Annotated in this window: 25 protein-coding genes, 2 tRNA genes and 1 pseudogene; 18 read left to right on the top strand and 10 right to left on the bottom strand. The window is 66.4% G+C overall.

Annotated elements, in window-relative coordinates; all coding sequences use genetic code 11:
* Positions 1-62: 62 nt before the first annotated feature.
* The 4 genes from tatA to TFC3_RS18505 all read left to right on the top strand — a co-directional run bounded on the left by tatA (position 63) and on the right by TFC3_RS18505 (position 2,721).
* Positions 63-449 carry a Sec-independent protein translocase subunit TatA gene (gene tatA / locus TFC3_RS18520; protein ID WP_067501360.1) on the top strand — a complete coding sequence of 129 codons (387 nt, stop codon included), beginning with the start codon at positions 63-65 and terminating at the stop codon, positions 447-449.
* Positions 450-455: 6 nt separating this feature from the next.
* On the top strand, positions 456-1,406 hold the full coding sequence (gene tatC, locus TFC3_RS18515) for a twin-arginine translocase subunit TatC (RefSeq protein ID WP_067501357.1): 951 nt from the start codon (positions 456-458) through the stop codon (positions 1,404-1,406).
* A gap of 127 nt (positions 1,407-1,533) precedes the next feature.
* Complete coding sequence (locus tag TFC3_RS18510) at positions 1,534-2,439, top strand: YegS/Rv2252/BmrU family lipid kinase (RefSeq protein ID WP_369819631.1); 906 nt, start codon at positions 1,534-1,536, stop codon at positions 2,437-2,439.
* 75 nt (positions 2,440-2,514) lie between these two features.
* The gene (locus TFC3_RS18505; RefSeq protein ID WP_067501351.1) at positions 2,515-2,721 is read left to right on the top strand and encodes a hypothetical protein; all 207 of its coding nucleotides are present in this window, start codon (positions 2,515-2,517) and stop codon (positions 2,719-2,721) included.
* A gap of 4 nt (positions 2,722-2,725) precedes the next feature.
* On the opposite strand, the gene TFC3_RS18500 is transcribed toward TFC3_RS18505, so the two are convergent.
* On the bottom strand, positions 2,726-3,475 hold the full coding sequence (locus tag TFC3_RS18500) for an HAD family hydrolase (RefSeq protein WP_067501344.1): 750 nt from the start codon (positions 3,473-3,475) through the stop codon (positions 2,726-2,728).
* Positions 3,476-3,561: 86 nt separating this feature from the next.
* Here TFC3_RS18500 and TFC3_RS18495 point away from each other — a divergent pair, with 86 nt between their 5' ends.
* Positions 3,562-6,342 carry an RNA helicase gene (locus tag TFC3_RS18495; protein WP_067501336.1) on the top strand — a complete coding sequence of 927 codons (2,781 nt, stop codon included), beginning with the start codon at positions 3,562-3,564 and terminating at the stop codon, positions 6,340-6,342.
* Here the strand turns inward: TFC3_RS18495 and TFC3_RS18490 are convergent.
* Complete coding sequence (locus TFC3_RS18490) at positions 6,296-6,688, bottom strand: DUF1330 domain-containing protein (RefSeq protein ID WP_067501333.1); 393 nt, start codon at positions 6,686-6,688, stop codon at positions 6,296-6,298. The two genes, TFC3_RS18495 and TFC3_RS18490, sit on opposite strands and share 47 nt — an antisense overlap.
* Positions 6,689-6,822: 134 nt before the next feature.
* On the opposite strand from TFC3_RS18490, the gene TFC3_RS38100 reads away from it, so the two are divergent.
* Both TFC3_RS38100 and TFC3_RS37165 read left to right on the top strand, forming a co-directional pair.
* The gene (locus TFC3_RS38100) at positions 6,823-6,966 is read left to right on the top strand and encodes a hypothetical protein (RefSeq protein ID WP_161952628.1); all 144 of its coding nucleotides are present in this window, start codon (positions 6,823-6,825) and stop codon (positions 6,964-6,966) included.
* An 87-nt stretch (positions 6,967-7,053) separates the two neighbouring features.
* Positions 7,054-8,010 (top strand): hypothetical protein, encoded by a 957-nt coding sequence (locus tag TFC3_RS37165; RefSeq protein WP_201787181.1) that lies wholly within the window; start codon positions 7,054-7,056, stop codon positions 8,008-8,010.
* Here the strand turns inward: TFC3_RS37165 and TFC3_RS18480 are convergent.
* The 4 genes from TFC3_RS18480 to TFC3_RS18465 all read right to left on the bottom strand — a co-directional run bounded on the left by TFC3_RS18480 (position 7,973) and on the right by TFC3_RS18465 (position 10,014).
* Positions 7,973-8,293 carry a hypothetical protein gene (locus TFC3_RS18480; protein ID WP_067501331.1) on the bottom strand — a complete coding sequence of 107 codons (321 nt, stop codon included), beginning with the start codon at positions 8,291-8,293 and terminating at the stop codon, positions 7,973-7,975. The genes TFC3_RS37165 and TFC3_RS18480 overlap by 38 nt on opposite strands.
* 151 nt (positions 8,294-8,444) lie before the next feature.
* Positions 8,445-8,529 (bottom strand) — tRNA-Leu (locus tag TFC3_RS18475).
* 147 nt (positions 8,530-8,676) lie between these two features.
* Positions 8,677-9,351 (bottom strand): SprT-like domain-containing protein, encoded by a 675-nt coding sequence (locus TFC3_RS18470; RefSeq protein ID WP_067501329.1) that lies wholly within the window; start codon positions 9,349-9,351, stop codon positions 8,677-8,679.
* A 78-nt stretch (positions 9,352-9,429) separates the two neighbouring features.
* Positions 9,430-10,014: a hypothetical protein gene (locus tag TFC3_RS18465; RefSeq protein WP_161952627.1), complete on the bottom strand. Its 585-nt coding sequence runs from the start codon at positions 10,012-10,014 to the stop codon at positions 9,430-9,432.
* A gap of 172 nt (positions 10,015-10,186) precedes the next feature.
* Between TFC3_RS18465 and TFC3_RS18460 the strand changes: the two genes are divergently transcribed.
* Both TFC3_RS18460 and TFC3_RS39420 read left to right on the top strand, forming a co-directional pair.
* On the top strand, positions 10,187-10,600 hold the full coding sequence (locus TFC3_RS18460) for a nitroreductase family deazaflavin-dependent oxidoreductase (RefSeq protein WP_067501321.1): 414 nt from the start codon (positions 10,187-10,189) through the stop codon (positions 10,598-10,600).
* Positions 10,601-10,655: 55 nt separating this feature from the next.
* A pseudogene (locus TFC3_RS39420) lies at positions 10,656-11,045 on the top strand (IS1380 family transposase); the annotation flags it as partial.
* 737 nt (positions 11,046-11,782) lie between these two features.
* Here the strand turns inward: TFC3_RS39420 and TFC3_RS18450 are convergent.
* From TFC3_RS18450 to TFC3_RS18440, 4 genes are all read right to left on the bottom strand, one after another.
* Positions 11,783-13,942, bottom strand: a complete 2,160-nt coding sequence (locus TFC3_RS18450) for a hypothetical protein (protein WP_067501315.1) — start codon at positions 13,940-13,942, stop codon at positions 11,783-11,785.
* Positions 13,943-14,018: 76 nt separating this feature from the next.
* Positions 14,019-14,149 (bottom strand) — tRNA-OTHER (locus TFC3_RS37160).
* Positions 14,150-14,399: 250 nt separating this feature from the next.
* Positions 14,400-14,915, bottom strand: a complete 516-nt coding sequence (locus TFC3_RS18445; protein ID WP_236718194.1) for an isochorismatase family protein — start codon at positions 14,913-14,915, stop codon at positions 14,400-14,402.
* Positions 14,916-15,032: 117 nt separating this feature from the next.
* Positions 15,033-16,619, bottom strand: a complete 1,587-nt coding sequence (locus tag TFC3_RS18440; protein WP_369819630.1) for a methyl-accepting chemotaxis protein — start codon at positions 16,617-16,619, stop codon at positions 15,033-15,035.
* Positions 16,620-16,934: 315 nt separating this feature from the next.
* On the opposite strand from TFC3_RS18440, the gene TFC3_RS18435 reads away from it, so the two are divergent.
* From TFC3_RS18435 to TFC3_RS40025, 9 genes are all read left to right on the top strand, one after another.
* On the top strand, positions 16,935-17,366 hold the full coding sequence (locus tag TFC3_RS18435) for a DUF4259 domain-containing protein (RefSeq protein ID WP_067501313.1): 432 nt from the start codon (positions 16,935-16,937) through the stop codon (positions 17,364-17,366).
* A gap of 550 nt (positions 17,367-17,916) precedes the next feature.
* Positions 17,917-19,185: a helix-turn-helix domain-containing protein gene (locus TFC3_RS37155; protein WP_153040289.1), complete on the top strand. Its 1,269-nt coding sequence runs from the start codon at positions 17,917-17,919 to the stop codon at positions 19,183-19,185.
* A gap of 408 nt (positions 19,186-19,593) precedes the next feature.
* Positions 19,594-20,073 (top strand): tyrosine-type recombinase/integrase, encoded by a 480-nt coding sequence (locus TFC3_RS18430; RefSeq protein ID WP_236718193.1) that lies wholly within the window; start codon positions 19,594-19,596, stop codon positions 20,071-20,073.
* A 271-nt stretch (positions 20,074-20,344) separates the two neighbouring features.
* On the top strand, positions 20,345-20,791 hold the full coding sequence (locus TFC3_RS18425) for a nuclear transport factor 2 family protein (protein WP_067501302.1): 447 nt from the start codon (positions 20,345-20,347) through the stop codon (positions 20,789-20,791).
* A gap of 96 nt (positions 20,792-20,887) precedes the next feature.
* The gene (locus tag TFC3_RS39415; RefSeq protein ID WP_236718192.1) at positions 20,888-21,082 is read left to right on the top strand and encodes an NIPSNAP family protein; all 195 of its coding nucleotides are present in this window, start codon (positions 20,888-20,890) and stop codon (positions 21,080-21,082) included.
* A 229-nt stretch (positions 21,083-21,311) separates the two neighbouring features.
* The gene (locus tag TFC3_RS18415; RefSeq protein WP_067507010.1) at positions 21,312-21,884 is read left to right on the top strand and encodes a DUF4240 domain-containing protein; all 573 of its coding nucleotides are present in this window, start codon (positions 21,312-21,314) and stop codon (positions 21,882-21,884) included.
* A 384-nt stretch (positions 21,885-22,268) separates the two neighbouring features.
* Positions 22,269-22,793: an HAD domain-containing protein gene (locus tag TFC3_RS18410; protein ID WP_236718191.1), complete on the top strand. Its 525-nt coding sequence runs from the start codon at positions 22,269-22,271 to the stop codon at positions 22,791-22,793.
* 184 nt (positions 22,794-22,977) lie between these two features.
* Complete coding sequence (locus TFC3_RS18405) at positions 22,978-23,340, top strand: nuclear transport factor 2 family protein (protein ID WP_067501300.1); 363 nt, start codon at positions 22,978-22,980, stop codon at positions 23,338-23,340.
* Positions 23,341-23,715: 375 nt separating this feature from the next.
* Positions 23,716-23,841, top strand: coding sequence for a hypothetical protein (locus TFC3_RS40025; RefSeq protein WP_255363772.1), 126 nt, complete (start codon positions 23,716-23,718; stop codon positions 23,839-23,841).
* The last annotated feature ends 254 nt before the right edge of the window (positions 23,842-24,095 follow it).

Raw genomic sequence — 24,095 nt, 5'->3', positions numbered from 1 at the left:
TCCACACGTACGATGGACCCCGCACCGCCGCTCGTTCATCTGCCAATTCGACTGGAGTTCCCATGGGCGCCCTCAAGCCATGGCACATCGCCGTCATCGTTGTCGTGCTCGTGTTGCTGTTCGGCGCCAAGCGGCTGCCGGACGCCGCTCGCTCGCTGGGCCGCTCGCTGCGCATCATCAAGGCCGAGACCAAGGGCCTGGTGGACGGCGACGACAATGTGGCGGAGAAGGCCGAGCCGCCGTATTCGCGCCAGCCCCTGCAGGGTGAGGTAGCACCCGGCCAGCCGTACCAGCAGCAGCCCGGCCAGCCGTACCAGCAGCAGCCCGGCCAGCCGTCCCAGCAGCCGCAGGGCCAGCCCTACCAGCCGCCGCAGCCGGGTTACCAGCAGCCGCAGCAGCCGCCGGCCCAGCCGTTCGTGGACCCCGTGCAGCGCACCAACGACCGCTGACCGATCGTGGCCCTTTCACTGCGCCGTCACCAGGGGCCGAGCAAGTTCGAACAGGCCGCAGACGGCTCCATGACGCTGATCGAGCACGTCCGGGAGTTGCGTAACCGCCTCTTCTGGGCCGCGCTCGGCATCGTGGCCGGCCTGATCGTCGGGTTCTTCCTGGCCAACTGGGTCTTCGACCTGCTGCAGGAGCCGTACTGCGACCTGCCCAGCTCCATCGTTGACGGCAAGTGCCGCTTCCTGGTGCTGGGCGTCGCGGACACGCTGATCCTCAAGCTCAAGATCGCCCTGTGGGTCGGCCTGATCGTTGGAGCCCCGGTCTGGTTGTTCCAGCTGTGGGCGTTCATCGCGCCGGGGCTGCACCGCCACGAGCGCAAGTGGGCGTACGTCTTCGTGGCGATCGCGGCGCCGCTGTTCACCGCCGGGGCCGTGCTGGCCTACGTGGTGGTCGGTCACAGCCTCGCGTTCATCATGAAAGCCGGTGTCTTCGACGACACCACGCAACTCGAAGTGACGTCGTACATCAGCTTCGTCATGAACATGATCTTGATTTTCGGGGCGGCCTTCGAGTTCCCGCTGATCCTGCTCATGCTCAACTTCACCGGCGTGGTGACCGGCAGGAAGCTGCTCGGCTGGTGGCGCATCGTCGTGTTCATCTCGTTCGCCTTCGCGGCGATCGCGACCCCCGACCCCGGCCCGTTCGGCATGACGCTGCTCGCGGCCTGCATGACGTTCCTCTACCTGATCGCTGTCGGCGTGGCGATGCTCAACGACAAGCGCAAGGGCCGCGGCAAGGAGGTCTACGCCGACCTTGACGACGACCAGATCTCCCCGCTGGAGGAGGAGCAGGTGCCGGTCGGCGTGTCCGACCGCATCGACGCCCCGGCCCCGGTCGACGGCCCGGCCCCGGTGACCAAGCCGCTGCCACTGGAAAGCCGCTTCGATGACATGACCTGATCCACCAGAGGGTGAAGGGCGGGCTGCGGCCCGCCCTTTGTCGTCAGGGGATACGGAGCACAGGTGGCAGGCGGGCACGCGCGGTTTTCACGGTGTTGATTCAGCCGGGCCAGCAGTGACAGGTAGCGTGCGCGGCGTGGGTGATGAGGTCGCGGTGCTGGTCAATCCGGGCGCGGGGAGGGGCCGGCACGGCGGGTTGCTGCCGGCCGTGCTGGAGGAGCTGCGCAGGGCCGGGCGCCCGGTGCGGCTGCTGGCTGCGGACAGCGGGGACGACGCGGAGCAGGCGTGCCATCGCGCGGTTGCCGAGGGTGCTGCCGCCGTCGTGGCGGTGGGCGGCGATGGCACGGTTCATCGCGCGTTGCAGGCGGTGGCGGACTCGGGAGTGCCTCTGGGGGTGGTTCCGGCCGGGACCGGTAACGACTTCGCGGCGGCTGTGGGCGTACCGGGAAGGGTGCTTGCTGCTGCGGAGGCTATCTCGCGGGCCGTGCGCGACGGGCGGGACCAAGCAGTTGATCTGGCTCGGACGACGTTGCCCGGCGGTCAGGTGCGGTGGTTCGGGGCGGTGCTGGCGGCCGGCTTCGATGCTGTGGTGAACGAGCGGGCCAATCAGATGCGCTGGCCGCGCGGGGCCCGGCGCTATGACCTGGCGATTGCGCTGGAGCTGGCGCGATTGCGGGCGCGGCACTACACCCTGGTGCTCGACGGGGTTGAGCACCGCTTCGACGGGGTGCTGGTAGCGATCGGAAACGGACAGAGCTACGGCGGCGGGATGCTGATCTGCCCGGCCGCCGACGTGCGGGACGGGCTGCTGGACGTGATCATCGCGCGGGAGATGGGGCGCGCGGCGCTGACGCGGCTCAGGCCCCGGCTGCAGCAGGGGACGCACGTGACGGATCCACGCGTCGGGGTCTTCCGGGCGCGGGAGGTCACGGTCGAGGCCGAAGACATCATCGGATACGCCGATGGCGAGCGGATGGGAGCGTTGCCGATGACCGTGAGCTGCCAAGCGGGTGCGGTTCGGTTGCTGCTCTGATCGCGGCGTCAGCAGCCGCGCAACCCGGCCGAACAGCCCAGTGCACCGCTCATCGCCGGTTCTCAAGGGGGAAGCATGCCGGTCAGTTCACTCAGCTCCAGCTCACTCGCCAGCGCCTACCTGGGTTCCACCGACACGCTGGCCGCCGCCCCCGCCAAGAAGGCCGAGAAAGCGGACAAGCCGCAGTCCACGATCGCCGACCACGTCGCCGAGGCCGACGAGCAGGCCCCCATCCGCAGCGCCAACGCCACCCAGGGCACGCTGGTCGACACGTACCTCTGAGCAGCTAAGCAGTCCCGCAGCCCGCCAGGGCCAGGCTTGCCCCCAGCCCGTTGGGCCGGCCCGGCTCGGCCGCCGGCAGCACCAGCGCCGCGCAGCCGGCCTGCACCGCCCCCGCATCGGCCGGGGTGTCCCCGACCATCAGCGTGCGCTCCGGGTCCACGCCCAGCATGCCGCAGGCCCGCAGGAAGATCGCCGGGTCCGGCTTGGCCCGGCCGATCTCGTACGACAGCGCGTAGGCATCCACCAGCTCGGCCAACCCCCACGCGGCGAAGTGCGGCCGGATGTCGAAGCCGATGTTGCTCACCACCGCGACCTTGATCCCCGCATCATGCAGCGTGCGCAGGGTCGGCTCGGTGTCGGCGTACGGCAACCAGCCCTCGGCGCCCAGCAGCCGGCTGTACAGCGCGCCGGCCAGCCCCTCGATGTCCGTGCTGACCGTCTCGGCCAGCCCGGTGTACGCCGCCCGGTGGCTGTGCTCGTAGAAGTCGCGGTCGGCCCAGTGCTCGGCCAGGTGGATCGGCACCCGCCGGGGTAACGGCCCGCCCGCGCGCCCGGCCGTGACCAGCCGGTCGGCCAGGATCGTCGCGCGCCCCCGGTCCAGCTCGGTGCCGCAGGCCGCGGCGGCTGCGGTCACCCAGGCGACCGGCTCCTCCACCTGGGCGAGCGTGCCGTGGAAGTCGAAGAGCACGGCGTCGACCTGACGTCGCGACGGGACGGTGGTCGATTCGGCAACATCCGGCACGCCGTGCACCATACCGAGCGGATGGGACGCATCTGTCGGCAACCGCCCGGCGAGCCATGACCTTCGTTGTGTCAGACCCACGCATTAGCCTTGGGTTCATGACATCCCCCGCCGAACGCTACGCGGAGTCCAGAAGGCGATCGGCCCGCATGGCCGAGCATCCCGCGCTGGAAGACTTCATGCTCGACGTCGGCTTCGATTTGGACGATTTCCAACGGCAGGCATGCGAGTCCCTGGAGCGCGGCAGCGGCGTACTGGTCTGCGCGCCCACCGGGGCGGGCAAGACCGTGGTCGGCGAGTTCGCGGTGCACCTGGCGCTGCGGGCGGACGGCTCGGGCACCCGGCGCAAGTGTTTCTACACCACCCCGATCAAGGCGCTGTCGAACCAGAAATACCACGACCTCGTCGACCGGTACGGAGCAGAGCATGTCGGCCTGCTCACCGGCGACAACGCGATCAACGGCGACGCGCCGGTGGTGGTCATGACCACCGAGGTGCTGCGCAACATGCTCTACTCCGGCGCGGCCACCCTGCAGGGCCTGGCCTACGTGGTGATGGACGAGGTGCACTACCTGGCCGACCGGTTCCGTGGCGCGGTGTGGGAAGAAGTCATCATCCACCTGCCCGCCTCGGTGACGTTGGTCTCATTGTCGGCTACGGTCAGTAACTACGAGGAGTTCGCCGACTGGCTGGTCACCGTGCGCGGGCAGACCGAGGTCGTGGTCAGCGAGCACCGCCCGGTCCCGCTGTGGCAGCACATGCTGGTCGGCAAGCGGATGTTCGACCTGTTCCACGACGCCGACGCCGCCCGCAAGCACGACGTGCACCCCGAGCTGCTGCGCTACACCGGTGAGATGCTGCGCCGGCTTGAGCTCACCGACCGCACTTCCGGGCCCGGCTGGCACAACCGCGGCGGCAAGCCCCGGCGCTGGCAGCCGCCGCCGCGCGCCGAGGTGGTCGAGCGCCTCGACCGGGCCAACCTGCTGCCGGCCATCCTGTTCATCTTCAGCCGCGCCGGCTGCGACGCCGCCGTGCAGCAATGCCTGGCCGGCGGGCTGCGCTTGACCGACCCGGAGGAGCGCGCCGAGATCCGCGCGATCGCCCAGGCCAAGGTCGCCGCCATTCCCGGTGAGGACCTGTCGGTGCTGGGCTACTGGGAATGGCTCGACGGGCTCGAACGCGGCATCGCCGCTCACCACGCCGGCATGCTGCCCGCGTTCAAGGAGGCCGTCGAGGAGTGCTTCGTGCGCGGCCTGGTCAAGGCCGTGTTCGCCACCGAGACCCTGGCCCTGGGCATCAACATGCCCGCCCGCTGCGTGGTGCTGGAACGCCTGGTCAAGTTCAACGGCGAGGCTCACGTCGACCTCACGCCGGGGGAGTACACGCAGCTCACCGGGCGCGCCGGGCGCCGCGGCATCGACGTCGAAGGTCACGCGGTGGTGCTGTGGAGCCCCGAGGTCGACCCGCGCCACGTCGCCGGGCTGGCCTCCACCCGCACCTACCCGCTGCGCTCCAGCTTCCGCCCGTCCTACAACATGGCCATCAACCTGGTCGGCACGGTGGGCGCGCAGAAGTCACGGGATCTGCTGGAGTCCTCGTTCGCCCAGTTCCAGGCCGACCGCTCGGTGGTCGGGCTGGCCCGGCAGGTGCAGCGCAACGTCGACACCATGCAGACCTACGCCGGGGACGCCGCCTGCCACCACGGCGACTTCGAGGAATACTTCGGCATCCGGGTGGCCATCGCCGACCGTGAGCGTGCGCTGGCCCGCCAGGGCACCCAGCAGCGCCGGGCCGCCGCGGTGTCCTCGCTGGAACGGCTGCGCGTGGGCGACGTGATCCGGGTGCCGCAGGGCCGCCGCGCCGGGCTGGCCGTGGTGATCGAGCCACCCGGTGGGGGCTTCGGCGAGCCGCGCCCGCTGGTGCTGACCCAGGACCGCTGGGCCGGTCGGGTCGGGCCGGGCGACTTCCCCAGCCCGGTGGAGGTGCTCGACCGCATCCGGGTGCCCAAGCATTTCAACCCGCGCTCGCCGGGGATGCGCCGCGACCTGGCCGCCTCGGTCAGCGCCACCGGCCACGACCGCCACGACCAGCCCGGCGGCCGCCGCGGGCGCAACAAGGGCACCCCCGGCGACGACCACGAGGTCGCGCTGCTCAAGGTGCAGTTGCGCCAGCACCCCTGCCACGCCTGCCCCGACCGCGAGGAACACGCCCGCTGGGCCGAGCGCCGACACCGGCTGTCACGTGACACCGAGGCGCTGCGCGACAAGGTGGCCGGGCGCACCGGCTCGCTGGCGCGCACCTTCGACCAGGTGTGCGCGGTGCTCACCGAGCGCGGCTACCTGGCCCCCGACGGCGAGGTGACCGATATCGGCCGCTCCCTGGGCCGGATCTGGACCGAGGCCGACCTGCTGGTCGCCGAGTGTCTGCGCAACGGCGTGTGGGAAGGCCTCGCCCCCGAGGAACTGGCCGCTGCGGTGTCCATGGTCCTCTACGAATCGCGCCGCGAGGGTGACGAGCGAGCCACGGTGCCCAAGGGCTCCACCCAGGGCGCAGTCGACGCCTGTCAGAAGCTGTGGGCCGAGATCGAGGCGCAGGAAGCCGGCCACGGGCTGTCGCTGACCCGCGAACCCGACGCCGGCTTCGTCTGGCCGATGTACCGCTGGGCCAAGGGTGAGCCGCTGGCCCGGGTGCTGGCCAGCGGGCACAACTACGAGGCCGACATGCCGGCCGGTGACTTCGTGCGCTGGGCCCGGCAGGTGCTGGACCTGCTGACCCAGATCCGCGACGGCTCGGGCGCCTCCCAGCCGGTGCGCGACACCGCCCGCAAGGCGATCACCGCGGTGAACCGGGGGGTGCTGGCATACCAGACGGCGTTGTGAGATCGGCGGGCAGCGCGAGGCGGCGGGCCGCGGCGGAGCGGGCGGCGTCGTAGCCGGGAGCTACGCCGTCGACCAGGATCGTCTCGCCGTCGATGTGGCGGGTGCGCAACGGCAGGATCTGCTGGTACGCCGGTGAGGTGTACCAGGCGCGGGCCGAGACGAGGTCAGGGAACTCAATGATCACCACGGTTCCCGGCCACGCCCCCTCAAGCTGCTCGACCTGGGCGCCGTGCACGAGGAAGCGGCCGGCGTACGGGTCCATGGTTGCCTGGATGAGTTCCATGTAGCGGAAAACATCCTCGTGGGCGGCTGGGGTTCGCAGGTGGGCCAGGGCGTATGCGCTCATGGCGACCATGCTGGCCCGGTGCCGGCGCGCGCGTCGATTACCCGGGACGTAACGAGGATCCCTGCTCATGAACGTTTGCGCAGCTCGGGGGAGGGTGGGGGAGCCTTTCTCGTACCCCTTGCGAGGAGACTGCCGTGACCACCAAGCCCACCGCAGCGTTCGCCGGTGCATCCTGGACCGATCGCGGTGCAGAAAACGTGCACGACACCCTGCGGTGCCGCGCCCCGGCTCCGGTCGGTGCCGACCTGCCGCAGGCCGACGGCACCACGTCGGCGTGAGCGCTGCTGCCGGCCGTGACATCTGTCAGGCGTGGCTCGTGACGGACGGCGGAAGGGTTCGGGCGCGCCGGGCCGCACGATGAACACATGCGACGGATAGCTCCCGCTCTTGCCCTGTTCCTGCTCTCACCACTGGTTGCGGAGTTCCTGCTCGGCGACTTCACGTTGTCGACGTTGCCGTTCCTGGTGCTGCTCGCCCCCATGTACGGCGGTGGCGCGCTGATCATCCGCGAAGTTGCCCGCCGTACCGGCAAGGGGTGGCCCTCCATTGTGCTGCTGGCGCTGGCGTTCGGGATATTCGAGGAGGGCGTGACCACGCAGTCGCTGTTCAACCCGGACTATTTCCACGCGCACCTGCTGGAGCACGGGTTCGTGCCGGCGCTGGGCATCGCGTTGCCGTGGACGCTGTACGTGCTCGCGCTGCACACCGTGTGGAGCATCAGCGTGCCGATCGCGCTTGTCGAAGAGGCCACCAGCCGGCGCACAGAGCCATGGCTGCGCACGCCGGGGCTGATCGTTTCTGGACTGTTGTTCGGGCTCGGGGCGTTCGGGACGACCATGTCGTCGTACAGCGACGGCCACTACCTGGCGTCCGCTTCGCAGCTCATCACCGTGGCGGTGATCTTGGCGCTGCTGGTGCTCGCTGCCGTCAAACTTCCCCCGCGCCTGGTTCGGGAGGGACACGCGCCCAGCCCGTGGATTGTGCTGGCGGTGGCGCTGGGGGCCGGGGCGCTGTTCATGGCGACGAAGTGGCTGCCCGACGGGCTCGGGGTGCCGGCCATGCTGGTCGCGTTCGCCGCAGCCGGGAGCAGTGTGCTGGTGTGGTCGCGGCGGGCCGGGCGGGGCGGGCCGCACCGGGTGGGGGGGGGAGGGGGGGGGCTGGGGGCGGACGCGGGGCACCATTTTTGCACCCCAACCGGGGGCGGGCCGCGGCGTCGCCACCCGCTACGACAAGTTGGCCGTCCGCTTCCAAGCAGTCCTGACCATCACCATCATCGGCGAGTGGTTATAAAACACGCCTTAGCCGCTCGACGTACTCGATAGCGAACGACTCGAACGTCGCAGTCACCGGGATGTCGTTTTCGACAGGAGCAGCCAGCATGACGATAGTGCCCAGCGCCAGGTGAGCGAAGCCTTGAGCGAGCAATACTTCGGCCGGCGGCCACTGGTGACCGTGAGCCTCCACGAGAGCCTTGAAGCGCTTCGCGTCAGAATGTGCGTCGAAAGTGGCGCCGTCCTGCGCGCCCTCACCGGTCCCGCCGGTACGCCACTTAACCCTGTACCGAGTGATCTTGTTCTTGGTCCTTCGATTCTCGATGGACGCCATCGCTGTCTCCCAGCTGCCACGGCGACCTCGATCGCAACCGGAAGGGCTCCTCAAGAGGCGGTGTTCCCACGGCGGCCCAGGTTCCGGAAACGATTACGGCCGTCGACCAACAATCGCTGGTCAGCGGCCATTTATTATTGACAAATATATGTGTCCGGAGGGGGACTTGAACCCCCACGCCCGATAAAGGGCACTAGCACCTCAAGCTAGCGCGTCTGCCATTCCGCCACCCGGACCTGCACTACAGCGTGGTAGGCCGACCGGCTGCTGCCGCTCGGCGCCCTACCGGGCTGCACAGGAGAGAACTTTACACGGTCGCTGCGGGTGGTCGTACGGGGGTGCCCCGGCGTGCCGTAAGGCGCCGGTGAACTGCAAGAAAGCGCTCATGCCAGGGGCTGGACGGCGGCGAAGGAGACGCTCAGCAGACCGGCCCGGGTCTGGATCTGGTAGCGGGTGCGGCCTCGTTTGACTACGGTTCCGGGCAGGTTCGCGTACTTGCCGGCTCCGACCACCCGGACCCGCTCGCCGACCTGTACCGGGACGCGGGCCGGTTCGGGTGCGGTGAAGATGCGAGCCAGCTCAGCGGTGTACCGGGGATCCATCGGCGCCGGATCACCCAGGTGCGTCCAGGTGTAGATGGCGGCGGCGTCGAACCCGTTCGAGCACTGCCGGCAGGACTTGACGCGGATGGGGCGGCGGTGGGCTGTGGTGCGGTGGCCCGCGGGGCATGTTCCTACCCAGGAGCCATCGACCTTGGGCGCGTCTTGGGGCATGCAGCGCTGCCCGGAACAGCCGATGCGCTGGGCGATGGTGCGCCATACGCGGTCGTGGCCGTGCCGGGGGCCGGCCAGGGCGTGGGCGATTTCGTGCAGGACGGTTTCGGTTACCTGCTCGGATCCGTACAGGGCGATCAGGTGGCGCGACAGGCCGATTTCCTTTTCGCGGAAGCGGCATACTCCGGCGCGGGTTTTGGCGTTGTCGAAGGCGAGCCGCCACCCGGTGAGCCGGTGCTGGGCCATCAGGTCGGTTGCCAGCTTCCTGGCCTCTAGCAGATCCAAAGCCCGTGCTCCCCGTCGTACGATCAAGCGTGCCAGCCGATCGTGCCACGCTCCGAGGGCAGCGCCCAGCACCCCTGCTCAGCGCACGGTGACCTCGGCGGTCTTGGGCAGATCTGGCGACCACAACGAGGTGGCCTTGATCGTGTACGTCCCGGGCTTGACGCTCTTGGAGAAGGTGTTCTGCTCATTGGTCGTCATGGTGTACGCGGATTTCGTACCCCGATAAAAGACAATCTTGTTGTGGCCGTTGGCGTAGGCCAGCGGGTCCACGAAAGTCCCGCTGATGGTCCGGCCCTTGACCTTGACGGTCAATTTCAGTGCGGGCGCGGTGCCGCCGACGTTGACCTTCACCCAATTGCTGAGGGCGGCGCCGTACGGGGAGAACGCGATGACTTCCAGAGTGACGATCCCGTAGTAGGCGGGGTCATTTCCACACCATGCAAGCTTGGCGACGCCCGGCTCGGAAGCGCGGCCCTGCAGTGTCCGATCAAGGCCTTTGAGCTGTACCGGCGCCTCACCGTACGAACTCGGGAAGTAGATCTCGAAACGCACCATCCGGTCGCAGTCATACGCGACGCCAATGGTGGACGTTACCCGGATGCCAGGTTTGGCGGCTGCATGAACCGGTCCGGCGATACCCATAAAAGCGGCGAGGCTGGTCACCATGGCACCGATCGCGGCGGGAACTCTGCGGGTCATGTCCTGTTGATCGGTTGCTCTCCCGGGGGCTTGAGGGCGCGGTCGCCGCCCTTTGCCAGGCGAGAAAAACCAGATCATTAAATTCATCAAGTGCTGAGTTATTCTGTACGCCGGAAGCTCACCGGAGGAGGTCGGCGTGGCCGGCAGCAGACTCAGAAGTGGTTACCTCTGGCTGCTCAAGAACACGCTCAACCGCGCCACCCTGCGCGCCGCCAAGGCCGGGCGCGGTCCGTTCTCGCTCATCCGGCATGTCGGGCGGCGCACCGGCCGGACCTATGAGACCCCGCTCATGCTGGCCCGGCTCGGGCGGGACTTCGTGGCCGAGTTGACCTACGGCCCGCAAGTCGCCTGGTATCGCAATGTCACGGCGGCGGGGGAGGCGACGGTGATGGTCGGCGGGCGTGAGTACCGGATCGTCAGCATTGAGTCCTGTGACCCGGCCGTGGGGTTGCGAGCGTTCGGTAATCCGGCGGCGCTGGTGCTCAGGGTGCTGCGCCGGCGGGAGTTTCGCTTGTTGAGGACGGCCGGAGACCAAACCCCTCTTAGGTAAGGGCGGTCGGTGACGGCGGCCGGGACCGCGAAAGTGCCTTCTGAGCTGCGATGATCTGACTTGTCTAGGGTCGAAATCGTCCGTCACGGAAGGCACTCTCACGGTGCAGAGTACCGGTACGCGCCCGAACGTTGTCGTCACCGGTGGTGCTCAGGGCGTGGTCGGTCATGCCGGCACGCGACTGCTCACCGATCTCGCCGATAAGACTGGTCTGACCAGGAGTTTCGTTTAGGCTTTGGGGCTGGACCGGCAACGTTGTTCGGTGCATGAGCCGGGCCGGGTCGCCATCGATCTGGCGGTGTTGCTGGCCGACGGCGGAGAAACGATCACTGACCCGGGCGTGCTGCGCCAGCAACCAGATCTGTTCGGGCCGGTGGCCTCGGACGCAACGGCGTGGCGGGTCCTCGACACGATCGACGAGCCGGGGTTGGACCGGCGGCGGTCGCGACAAGTACTGTCCGATGCCTGCTCACGGCCGGTGTGGACGGATCTCCCAAGCCGGGAGAGTGTTCCTCCCCATCAGGGCCTTGGCGCGTTTCTCGTCGGCGATCTGTTGAGCCCTTTCCTGCAGGCTCGCTGCCCGGTCGATGAGCTGGCGAGAGTTCGCTCGGATTGCAGCAGAATTTTCGGTGATTGCTGACCACTGCGCAGCCGTCGGCATAAGGCTCCTCTTCTCGGACAGGCACCGCCACCACACTAAAGCCGCCGAGCCTGCACCGAGTAGAGAAGCCAGGCGCGATGTGGGTGCTGCGGTGTGCGGAGGGCGGACGGGAACAGGTGAGAACCCGGCGGCCAGGCGACTGAGAGTCGGTGATGCGTTCACCGGTCAAGTCGCGGGTGTGCAGGACAGCGGCGGCGAGGGCGGTGGCGCCACCCGGTTCGACGGCGATGCGCGGATTGTTTCCAGAGCTGCTCCTGCGCCCGGCGGATCACCCGGCCCGGAGTCAGCAGGACGCGGGAGCCTTGGTCCACATCGACGTCGACCGGACAAACCGGCGGCGATCAATGCCGGTCGTTGCTGCCGTGGTCATGACCTACCTGCTGGCTCTTCCCAATTTCACGGGATGAGCGCCGGCTACAGCCGAGGAGAGCGCGGGTGCTAGCTGCCAGATCTCCGCTTGCGCGGAGGTCCCGAATTGAACGGGTAGAAGGAAGCGCCCGCATGGCCTCGGCTGTAGCCGGTCACTCAGGGATCAGCTCACTGAGCCGGTTCAGGGTATACGCCTGCGACCCGGCCGGCAGGTTGTCGGGTGCTTGCAGGCCGATGAAGCTGACGGGACCGTCCGGGAGCTGACCGTCGAACATTGCCACCTCGGCCCGGGGGCGCCACCGCTCGATGAGGTAGGAGATCGTCAGGTAGCGCCGTTCCACGAGTGCTCGTACCCGGTCAGCGGTATTGAAGGTTGTGCCCTCCACCCGGTTGAACGCCGGCTGTCCGGGCAGGTAAAGGTGCAGCCACACAGCCTGCCAGCCGTGCTCACCCTTGGCGAACACGACGGGTAGGGCGATACGGCCCTGCCCGCGCAGCTGCGAACGCGCCCGCACGGTACGGGCGTCGAACGGAGCGCCGCGCTGGTCGAGCGTGCGGGTCTGGTAGCCGAACATCGACTCCGCGACGTCGCCAAAGGACTCGCCCGCGAAGACGAGAACCTGCGGGACCACATAGTGGCCTTCGGTGGTGAGGGGAACGTCGATGAACTCGGTGGCGCCGTCGGTGGCGTCGGTGATGTCGCCGGAATGCACCACACCGTCGTGGTGGTAGTTGGTCCAGGACACCTGACCCGCGGTGTGAAACTGCTCGTCAAGCAGCAGAACCGACAGGTCGTAATCCGTACGCTGGGCGCGCTGACGCCAGTAGGTGAAGAACCGCAGCAGCTCACCACTCACCGACGCCCGCGAGCCGCGGGGCAGCACCGCGAAACCGCCCTCGGCGGCCTTGCCGGACAGCGGCAGCGCAACGTCAAGCACCGCGGGATCCACCAGCAGCGGATGCTGCAGCGACGGCAGCCGTGCGGCTATCTCAGCGTCCAGCCGTGCCGACAGCTCGGCGACCAGCTCCGCCGGCAGCGGCGGCCGGTGGTCCGGTCCCACCCATGAGCTGCGCGAACGGCTCGCGTACATCCGGGCTGAGACCGGCGCCAGCCGATTGCCGACATGCTCGCGCAGCGAACAGAGCACCCGGCCCGACGCCGAGCCGAGCGCACCGATGACCGCCTCCACCACCTCGGCCCGCTCAGCAGCCGACGCTGAACGCAGCAGCCGGTCCGCGGACCGCAGCAGCAGCCCCGGCGCCGCCGACAGCACCGACGCAGCCTGAGCCGCGCCCCCAGCGCGCATCGCCGTCTCCGCCCGGCTGGCAAGGTTACGGATGCGCTGCTCCCCACGAGCGACGGCGAACACCTGCTGAGCATGTGGCCACTGGTCGTACTCGTGCGGGTGCAGCCTCTCGCCGAGCCGCTTCCACTGCTCCGCGTACCGCATGACGTCACCCAGCTTGTCCGGACTCGCCGCGACGACTTGGTCCAAAGCGGCCAGCAGAATGCGACGTTCCCGGCGTGCAAAGGTACGCAGCCGCGCAGGGGTCACCAGCGCGACATCTCCACCGGAGACGTGGCAGGCCAGGCGCAGCACGTCGGTTGTGCTGTCCACCGCAATCAGCGGCCGGCCCAGCACCAGCCGGACCCCGTTGAGCACGGCACGGTTCTCCCGCACCGGGATCTCACCCGGCTGCATGCCGTCCATGCAAGCAATCGCGAGTTCGCTGAGAATCGCCAGATCCGCCTCACCAAGCGGAGTGGAGCTTGCGGCCAGGCTCAGATAGAGCCGCTGCGCCTCCACATCGACCGGGTCGCCCAGGTGCAGCAGGCTCACCCGGTCACCGGACGCGCCGATCAGATCGTCGTGGGCGGCCAGCAACTCGGCGTAGGTGTGCTGATACGTGCCGTAGCCCGGCAGATCGAGCAGATTCACCCCACCGGCGACAACCGCGTCGCGCAGCTGCTCGTCGCTGGCCGTGCCGCCGCCGGTGAACACCGCCTCGCGCAGGCGCTGTGTCCAGAACTCGACGGTGTCCGGCACATCGTGGGGGAAGCCAATGAAATAAGCGTTGTGCTGAACGTGATCGCCGACCAACTCCCGTACCGCCGACACCACAATCGCAGCAAGGTCCATCGCCGCATCCGGAGCCAGCGCACCGATGTGCTGCAGAACCGCGCGCGACGCCGAGAACCCGACCTCCAGCAGCGCCGCATCAAGCTGCCGGGCTACCGCAGCCCCGTCACCGGCCGCGCCGGTGCTCGCCGGCACACGCAGCGTCTTCTGAATGATCAGCTTCTCGAGCATCCACTTCCTCCGTTCACCTGGCGAGGAGCCTCGACACAGTCGACGCCGGCAGGTGCCGCCACCGCTGACGGCTACGTGGGTCGCCGGGGATTCGAACCCCGAACCTTCCGATCCAACAAGGAGAAGGAAGCGCTGCCCATGACCGCATGGAAGCGGAAAGCGGACACACTACTCAGTCGGATGCTCTTCCAGTTGAGCTTGCGACCCGTCAGACGGATCTTCACACGGGCCGCAGCGGTGAGCAATCAACTTTCCACGCCGCCACAAGCCAGGCGACGTCCCATTCGCGCTGACGAAGAACGCGCCGCGCGGAGGCGCAGCAGTTTCAGATGTCCCACCAAGATGCCGGCGGTGATTCGCGAGTCTCCACCGGTGCGCGGATCTAGCCGAGAAGCGGATGCCGGCGTCGTGCCGTATAAGAGACGAAACTCGGTGCAGGAAACAAGGAACCCGCGGGTCAGAGCCGAGCCAGTATTTCTCCGGTCTCGACCACTGGGCCGAAGCGCGGAAAAACCACGGAAAGGGCGTGGTTATGTTCGGCGGTTGTCATGCCGCTCATGGCGTCGGCTACGAACAGCACGTCGAAGCCGTGGTCAGCGGCCGCGCGGGCCGTAGATTCGACGCCCATGGTCGTGGCCAGACCGGTCATGACCACGGTGTCGACACCTCGTTCCTCCAGTCGAACGGACAGGTCCGTTCCGTAGAAGGCCCCGATGGTGCGTTTGACGACGACGATATCGCCTTTCTGTGGCTGGATTTCCGGAACGAAATCGCTACCCGGCGGTTGCGATGTGACGCCAGGACGTTCCACCCGCACCAACACGACCGGCGCACCGACCCGCCGCCAGGCGTTTGCCAGCAGTACCGCCCGGCCCACCACATCTGCGCCGCGGTGCGGGCCGAGATCCAGGTTCACCAGTCTCGGCATCAGATCCACGATGACAAGTGCGGCTCGTTCGACGGTGAAGGTCACGCCGGGATGCTAGACGCGGCGCACACGCCTGCGCAGCCTGAAAAGGAGTGCGATTGTCATCCGACGTTCTGATTTGCCACGACGAGCGTGCATACCAACGGCATCGTCGTCGGCGGTTCAGGTGCGGAAACCAGCCACCATGGCGCTGAGTTCGCCGGACATCCGAGCAAGTTCGGTGGACGTTTGCTGAGTTTCGGTGATGCCCTGGCTGGTGAGCTGGGCGGCGTCGGCGACACCGGTGATGTTGACGGCGACCTCGTTGACGCCGGTTGCGGCCTCCGAAACGCTGCGGTTCATCTCCTGGGTTGTCGCTGTTTGCTCCTCGACGGCGGAAGCGATGGTGGTCTGGTAGTCGCTGATCCTGGCGATGACCTGGGTGATCTCCTCGATCGCCGTGACTGCCCCGGTCGTGTCGGCCTGGATTGCCTGAACCCGCTGAGAGATGTCCGCGGTCGCCCGGGCCGTCTCCTGCGCCAGGTCCTTGACCTCAGAGGCGACCACGGCGAAGCCCTTGCCCATTTCACCAGCGCGGGCCGCCTCGATGGTGGCATTCAGGGCAAGCAGGTTGGTCTGCTCGGCAATCGAGGTGATGACCTTGATGACGTCACCGATCTCAGCGGAGGACTCGCCGAGCTTGCCCATCGTCGTGGAGGTCGCCGCGGTGACCATGACGGCCTCGGACGCCACCCGGGCCGCCTCGGTCGCATTCTCGGAGATCTCCCGGATCGCTGCGCCCATCTGTTCGCTGCCCGCCGAGACGGCCTCCACACTGCGTGAGATCTCCTCCGCCGCACTGGACACGGTATGCGCCTGGGCTGTGGTCTCCTCAGCCGACGCGGCGATCTGAGAGGCGACCCCGGACATCTCCTCTGAGGCGTGCGCCAACGATGTTGCCGATCTTTCCATGCCTGACACCGTGCTGCGCAGACCCACCACCGCGGCGTCGAGCTCGGATGCCATCAGGCCTAGCTCGTCGCGACCGGACACTCCGGTACTGATGGTCAGGTCGCTCTGCGCCAGGGCCCGGGAGACCCGTCCAACTGCCCTCAACGTCGTCATGATTCCGCGGATCACGATGTAGGCAAGGAGAAACGACAGCAGGATCCCGGCGAGTACTACGAAAATCACCTGCAACCGGGCGGAGCGGTACGCAGCCGCGGTAGCGGCACGTTTGTCCTGTGCCACGGCTGTCTCGATGCTGACCAACTCGTTCAACGCACTCAGGGTGGCGGTCAGCGCTTGCCGGCCGCCGCCTTCACGAGCTGTCTCGAACGCCCGGGTGTCACCGGACTCGGCCGCAGGCAGCAGCCGCTTGGTGCGGATGTCCCGGAATTGGGCGAGTGAGGTCCGGAATTGCTGCACAGCTTTCTCACGACCGGTCATGTCAGTCGCCGTGTACTGGGCGAAGACCTTGTCGGCCAAAGCGTCACCCTCGGTGATAGCGGTGCGGTAGGCGGAGGTCTCGGCGGGGACGGTGCTGAGGGCCATGTCCATCAGCGCCACCGAGGATTGCTGAACGGCGTTCTGCACCTGGCCCAACTGTGCCACCGGTACCAGATTCTGGCTGTAGAGGTACTCGGCGGCGTCGGCCGTCTCCGACAGCTTCTGAATCCCAACCGCCCCCACGACCACAGCAGCCACGACGGCGACAACAACCGTCGCATAGATTTTCACGCGTACCGACAGGTTGGTGAACCACCGCAAGATGACCTCCAAGAACGGCCATCACGGCGAGGATGACCCTGAAGTGGCCGGAGCGGCCCTCCATCACATTGGCAGAGAAACGGCCAAGGCTTAGCAGAACTGACGAAAGTACAACGCGTCGCTCTCGAGCGCACAGCTGAACCGGGTCGGCCAGTACGGGTACTTCGCGGTCGTGCGCGCCAGCAGTTCCGGTTTGACAAACGGGTTTTGCTGTAGCCAGCCGTCGCGGTGATAGCGGGCCGGAGAACCTCTTTACTTGTTGATCGTTAGGCTGTCGGCGAGTTTGGAGTCAACCAAGGAGCTGGAGGGAGCAGCATGGGCACCTGGGACGTCGGCCCGTTCGACAACGACACCGCTGCCGACTGGTGCGGGGGCCTGAACGATGCCGCCCCTGAGCAACGAGCAGTGCTGATCCGGGATGCGCTGAGCCGGGTTGCCGAGCACGGAAACGAGTATCTCGACAGCGGCGAAGCGGTGGACGCTATCGCCGCTGCGGCCATCGTCGCCTCACAACTCCCGGGTGGGACGGCAATCGACAGTCCCTACGCGCCCGATTTCCTGATCGAGGGCGGCAGCGTCGCAATAGACGACGACGTCCCTGCGATCGCGGTACAAGCACTCGACCGAATCGTCCAGAAAGATTCCGAGTGGCGCGAGCTGTGGGAAGATGCCGCGGAATCGTATCCGCTGGCGCTCGCCTCGGTGCAATCGATCCGCGCAACCCTCGAGCAGGCGACCATCCAGTGAACTGATTGGCTGCTCGGGAATTGGCGCACGGCCAACCAAGTCGCCAGTTCCCGCCTCAACTGTGCCCGCCATTCATCAGCGTCCGGATCTGCCGATGAGAGCGCAACCCTTTGACGGGCCGGATGCGTGGCGTTGTCGCAGTCCGACTCGCCGTAACACGCGCGATCGTGTCGCAATGGACCTAATCCTTCCCCGGCCCGCCAACGAGAAATCGGTGGAAGGCAAGGAGGATTGCTACGGCGGCGGCAAATGTGCTCGCTCCTGTCATCATCGCATCTGGCATAGTGTGATTTGCGGACCACGACATAACGCCACCGACGAATCCGATAAGTAAGGCGCTCTGGATAATGACAGCAAGCTTCAACTTTCGCATTCTCCTGAGTCCTCGCATTTTCCCTCCCTCGTTTGTCCTGTAGGGATGAGAGCACACAACTGAATCTGCGCGCTGTAGAAATGGAACTGACGAACAAACGCCTCCGCGAAAGCGACCTACTATCAGATCATGGACTGAGATGGAACGCTATGGAATGCCAGACGCATCATCGAAGCCATGAGCGGCAACGGCAGTTTTCCCAATGCGCCACGACCCGAGTCGATCAAAACAGCGGCTGACCTGGCCCTTCAGCTGCGCGGGCTGCGCCTCTCGGCACACCCTCGGCTCTCCCTCTCGGCTTTTGCCCAGGCGTGCGGCCTCCCGAAGACGACTGTCTGGAACGCAGAGCGCGGCAGTGTCATACCTCGAAGTGAGACCGTCCACCTCATCGCCGTGGCGTGCCATCAGACTGGAGAACAACTGGTTGAGTGGACGCGCGCCCGGGAGCGTGCAGAGCGGTATCAGCGGGGACGCCCTAACTCCGAGTCGTCAGCCAATGAGGCACGGTGGCTGACCCAGATGGACGCACCACGGTTGGCTGCCCGTCTGACTCGCGAGCAGCCGGCCTCGGCCGCGCACGCCTTGGAACTGATTCCACCGGACTTAGCGGCAGAATGCCTCAGTCTGATCGAGCCGCTCCGAGCTGCTGCGGTCGTCGTCGCTATGGATCCCATCCCGGCCGTACGCTTGTTGTCCTTAATGGATCGAAGGCTCGCCGTGGAGCGACTTGGCGATCGCGACATAGCAGCGGTCTTCATCTCGATGGCCGAACCGTCGGTAGCGGCTGAAGCGCTTTTGCTGATGCCGGTGAACACCGCCGCCTCAGCCGTTGGTTCACTTGAATCTGAAGCAGCTGCTCAGTGCATCCTGGAGTTGCCTGCAGGACTCTGGAGCCCATTGCTGATCAACACACCTAGAGGATTTTTGAAACGAGTAGAACCACTCTTGCCCGGGATGACCATAAATGCGTTGAGGGCTCAAGCGCCTGAGGCGGCTGCCGAAGCTTTGTCTAGGATGAATCGCCGCTGCGCCGTCGTGCGCATCATGCGCATGGAATTTCCTGAACTTCGTGCCATCTTCTCAGAGATGAGACAGGAGGATGCAAGTGAGCTGTTAAGCGCGTTTGTCCCAGGGCTGATCTTGGAGCTGCTGCCATCTTCTCCGAAGAAGTCGCAGTTTGTAGCAAATTTATTAATGAGAATGGAAGTGAGCGTCAGCGCAGGAGTACTTGCTTCCGTGGTACCGGACGCGGGCTCTCGATGGTTCGCAGCAATGTTGGAGAATAAGCCAACTAGGGCAATAGAGGTGTTAATGGCCATGAGCGCAGACGATGCCGGGTCACTCTGCAGAGAACTGGCAGATCCAAAGCTTGTAGAGCAGGTTCTGGCCGTGCTCCCAGCGGGCTCGCCGACCGCTCAGGCGATTATCCGCCGTTTCCGATCCTGACTGAGTTGGGTGAAGCTCGAGTGCCCGACACGTCCGTAAATCCGAGAAAGGTCCTGGGAATTGGCTTTGATCAAGCTAATCGTGCATTCATCTGCCGCGTTGAAGGCGTTGGTGGTCTTGCCGACGGTGACGCACCGTAGGTTATGACTACTTCTTCTGTTCCGGATCGTCCTGCGGTCGCCGCCGACGAGCGCATGCTGCGTGCGGCGGTGGCCGCGTACCTTGGCCGGTACCGCGGTGAGTCCCGTATCCATACCGGCTCCGACCTCAAGGTGTTCCTGACCTGGTGCTCAGGTCAAAATCTTGATCCGCTGTGCCTGGGACGGGCTGGGATCGAACGGTATGTGCGCTGGTTGCAGGAAGTTCGCTCCTACCGCACGGCTGTCGGCCAACCGCAACGACTTCGCGTTGATCGCGCTGCTCGGCCTGCTTGGGCTGCGGGTCTTCGAGGCCTGCGGTGCGAACATCGTCGACCTTGGCGAGGAGCACGGTCATCGTGTCTTGAAGGTTCGCGGCAGGGGCGACAAGACGGTGCTTGTTCCGCTGCCTCCCGCGGTCGCTCGTGCGATCGAGTACGCCATTGAAGGCCGCGAGCACGGACCGATCTTGCGCAATACGCTTGGTCGGCGGATGGACCGGCACGCCGCGGCCCGCCGGCTCCGGCTGCTGTCCGCAACGGCCGGGATCCGAATGCCCCGAATGCACCCGCACCTGCTGCGTCACACGTTCGTCACCACCATGCTGGACGCGGGTGTCAGCCTCCGTGACGTACAGATCGCCGCCCGGCACGCCGACCCGAAGACCACGATGCGCTACGACCGGGCCCGTAAGAACCTTGACCGGCACCCCAACTACATCCTCGCCGCCTCCATGGCCTCCGGCACCTGACCCCGAGGCCCCGCCAGCCCAGCATCATCCGGGCCGGCGGGACTCGTCCCGGTCACTGACCCATCCCATTACCCGCAACGTCTGCTCCATCGCCGGGAACGATCCGCTGTACGCAGACATGCCGGAAGTAGGGCGCTCGAGCCGCTCCACGACAGCGCCTGGGGCAGTCAGATGAAGGCCGAGGCCGGTAGGGTGCCGTCGATGGGAGCCGTCCCCTGGATGTAGCCCTGGGCGCGCCAGAGTGAAACCACCAACCCAAAGGAATCCCGGCATGAGCAGCCCACGCGAAGTTTTCCTTCGACTGGTGAACGGCGTCTGCGACGGTCCGTACGAGGACTTGGCCGACTTGTATGCCGAACAAACGTACGTGACGCATCCATTTCACCCACTCGACCCACCGCCGCTACGCAGCCGCGATGAATTGCACGAGCACTTCACCGCGCCACCTCCGGTCGCCCGGACGCTGAACCGTAAGCCGGTAGACATCACCATCCATGAAACGGCCGATCCGGAAGTGATCGTCGCCGAGTTCGCCTACCAAGGGCGGGTCAACGAGACAGGCGAGGCGTTTAGCGTTCCATGCGTCTTCGTGATGCGCATCCGTGATGGGCTGATCATCGAATCGCGAGACTACATCGACCACCTCGCCAGCGCGCGGGCGTGGGGCCAACTCGACAGCCTGCTGGCCGCACTCCGTCCGCAGGAAAGCCACCGCTGAAGGCGGTGCCGGCCCTGGTTCAGATACGACGTCCTGCGCCCTGATCTGCCGCCGAGCGAGCGTGCTACTGCGGCTGGCGACCCATAGGATCGACGCGTGATCACCTGCGTCGTGCACTACACCATCGACCCGGCTCAGATCGAGGCGTTCGAGCGGTTCGCTCGCGAGTGGATGCGGCTGGTGACCGAGCACGGTGGGATACATCATGGTTATTTTTTGCCAGCCGAAGGGGCGAGCGATCGAGCTGAGGCGCTTTTCAGCTTCGAAAGCTTGGCAGCGTACGAACGCTAACGTTCCCGGTTCGGCGACGACCCGGAGTTCATCGCCGCAGACCGCATCCGGGACGAGTCGGGTTGCGTTCTTCGCTACGAACGGACGTTCATGCGACCGCTGCTCCCTGACCGAACGACATACTGACCTGCCGCGATCCGCTCGCCACTTACTGTCACCGTCCTGCGGAGCGGTTCAGGTTCACCGTAGTCGTGGCGTCCGGCTGCTCGTGATCGTGCACAATGCCGTCGTGGACGAGAATGAGTTCTGGACCATCGTCGAGGAAACACGCGCAGGGCTCGGCGACAACCGCGACAACGGCGAAGCGCTCGCCGGGGCATTGGTCCACCGTCTGGCAGCCGGACCGGCGGACCTGGTCATGGGTTTCGGCCGTCGACTAAATCGACTGCACGACGCCTTGTATCGGTGGGATGTCTGGGCCGCGGCATACCTCATCGGGGACGGCTGCTCCGACGACAGTTTCATGGACTTTCGGGCCGGCGTCATAGCGCTGGGCCCGGCATGGTACCGGCGCGTGCTCGCCTCGCCGGACGCGCTCGCCGACCACCCGGTGATCCGCCGGGCTGCCGCCGAAGACGATGACGAGGCGGTGTTCGCCGAGCCGATACTGTCCGTGGCAGGCGAGGCCATGGAGCAACTCACTGGCGACGAGCACGCCTACGACAACATCTTCGACGAGGCCGGCGAGGACCCCGATCAGGAAGCATTCGCCGACCCAGCCGGCGAGGAATTCGACTTCGACGACGACGCCGAGATGCGCCGCCGCCTGCCCCGGCTCACCGCTCTGTACTTGCCGGTGTGACCGCGGCAGGACATAGCCGGCGCCGTCCACCTCGACTTAAGGGGGGTTACCAGCGGAAGGCGAGAACGTGAAGAGATCAACACCGTTCAGATTCGTAACGCCTACCGTGAGGTCTACCTCCGATTTCGTCGACACGTAACTGTAGATTCGTCGAAAAGCGATTGAGCGAGTGGGCAAGGCCGCCCGAAGTCGAGCCGCAGCGAGCTGTCTAGCCCGGAGCTTGTCGCTGAGGATGACGAGCGAATTTCTCTAGGCCGACCCACGGACGGGTAGGACCGCACACAGCGTGCTGTCTGCCTAAATTCCAGGCATGGTCACGTGCGCGGATCTGCCGCCGTCCGGGCACTCGATAGCGTTGCAGTCTGACGGGCTATGTTCCCGTGGATGACCATCCGTGACGACCGCCCGCTGCTCTACCTGGACGTCGATGGCCCGTTGATCCCCTTCCGTGCGCGGTTCCCTGGGCATGGGCCCATCGTGGGGACCGCCACGGTGGCTGCGAAGGCTTCGGGTAACCCTCTGGTAGAGCGCCTCGATCCAGCGGATGGACGCAGATTGCTGGCGTTGGGATGCCAGTTGGTATGGGCCACGACCTGGATGGCCGACGCGAACGAAGTCGTCGCGCCTCGACTCGGACTGCCGGAGCTTCCTGTCGTCGACTTCCCAGAGGACGAAAGCTTCGAGGGCGGCCTGCATTGGAAGACGAAGCCCCTCGCGCAGCAAGCCGGGGACCGCCCGTTCATTTGGCTCGACGACGAGATCACCGACACCGACCGGCGATGGGTCCGGACCCATCACCAGGGGCCGGCTTTACTGCATCGCGTCGACCCACTCGTCGGTCTCACCGACGGCGATTTCGCCGCGATCCACCGGTGGCTCACAGTTCAACAGCAGGGGTTCACGAGTTAACTCTCATGGCGCCGACCGCGCGCGGTGGCCGGCAGCGAGCCGTGACGCGGTGTGACACACGTCCGGAGGCCAGCCCGGCACACGCTCGTGCCGATGAGCGGACGTGTCGTCATCGGCATGAGCGCGCCGAGCGGTTCGCAGGATCAGGCTTTCGCACGGCCTCCTGGTCGGGCAAGATCCGGTCATGACCGTCGACATGCTCCACCTACAGCGCGCTTTCGATAAGGCCGAGTCGCAAGGCGACACCGAGTCGCTGGACGGGTTGTTGACTGATGACTTCCGGTCGATCGGAGAACAGGGCTTTGTACTCGACAAGGCTCAATGGCTCGGCAAGTTTACTGAATTCGCCTACACGAGTCTGGAGAGCAGCAACGTAGAGGTGTGCTTCTACGGTCACGCGGCGATCATACGGTGCGTTCAGCGTAGTTACTCGACCTGGCGCGGGCAGGAGATGACGTTGACCGTTCGCGTCAGTCAGACCTGGGTCGAATTGTCGGAAGGCTGGCGGCTGGCTGGAATCCAGTTCAGTTCCCTCAGCGACGCGTGACCGTCGATTCATCATCGCAACCGGCATCCTCTTTTGCCGCGATCCGCGCCCTACGCAGGGTCACGCCGAGGCCAGCGGCTGACCACGGACATGGCCCCTCTCTGTGTCATCAAGACGCGGTCTGCATCGAAGTTCTAAGCTTGTTGTCGGCGGGTTCGGGAAGTGGCGGCCGCCTATGCGGACATCCCAGCGGTGGAACTCTGGAATGGGTCAGAGGTTCTATCTGTCGGTTCGTCGAGAGCCAGGTCGCCGACCGCTACCCGCGGGCCCAGAGCGGCGGGGTCGCAACCGCTGATCAGCCGGGCCGTTGACGGCACCGGGGCTGGAGAACGACACCGGAGGCGCCGCCGGCCGGGACGGCATGGGTGGCGGCCATTGCGACGCCGCGATCTGCGTTCCGGTGACCGGCAGCGCAGGCGAGATCTGGTCGAGCAAGCGCTGCGCCAGGGCGGCATCGATGTCGAGGTCAGCGCTGATGCGCACATCAGCGGCGGTGGCTAGGTCAACGACGTCGTCGCTGGTGATCGCCTCAGCTGTGAAAGTGCTCAGCCGCCGCGCGAACTCCTGAACATTGATCATTTACAGCCTCATCCTCGGATTGCTCATGATTCACCGTAACCCCCGCTTCTGTCGGCGGCTCATGTGCCCACCGTTCGGGTCGATGATGCTGCTGAGCGGATAGCCGATCTCCCGGCAGGTTCCGGTAGCTCTCTTCAGAGTTCAGCAGTGGTGTCGGCCCATCATGGTTGACCCGC

This window comes from Actinoplanes sp. TFC3, from assembly GCF_001553785.1.
Classification (GTDB): Bacteria; Actinomycetota; Actinomycetes; order Mycobacteriales; family Micromonosporaceae; genus Actinoplanes.
The sequence above is the reverse complement of the archived record's forward strand: the minus strand, read 5'-3'. Positions and strand labels throughout refer to the sequence as shown.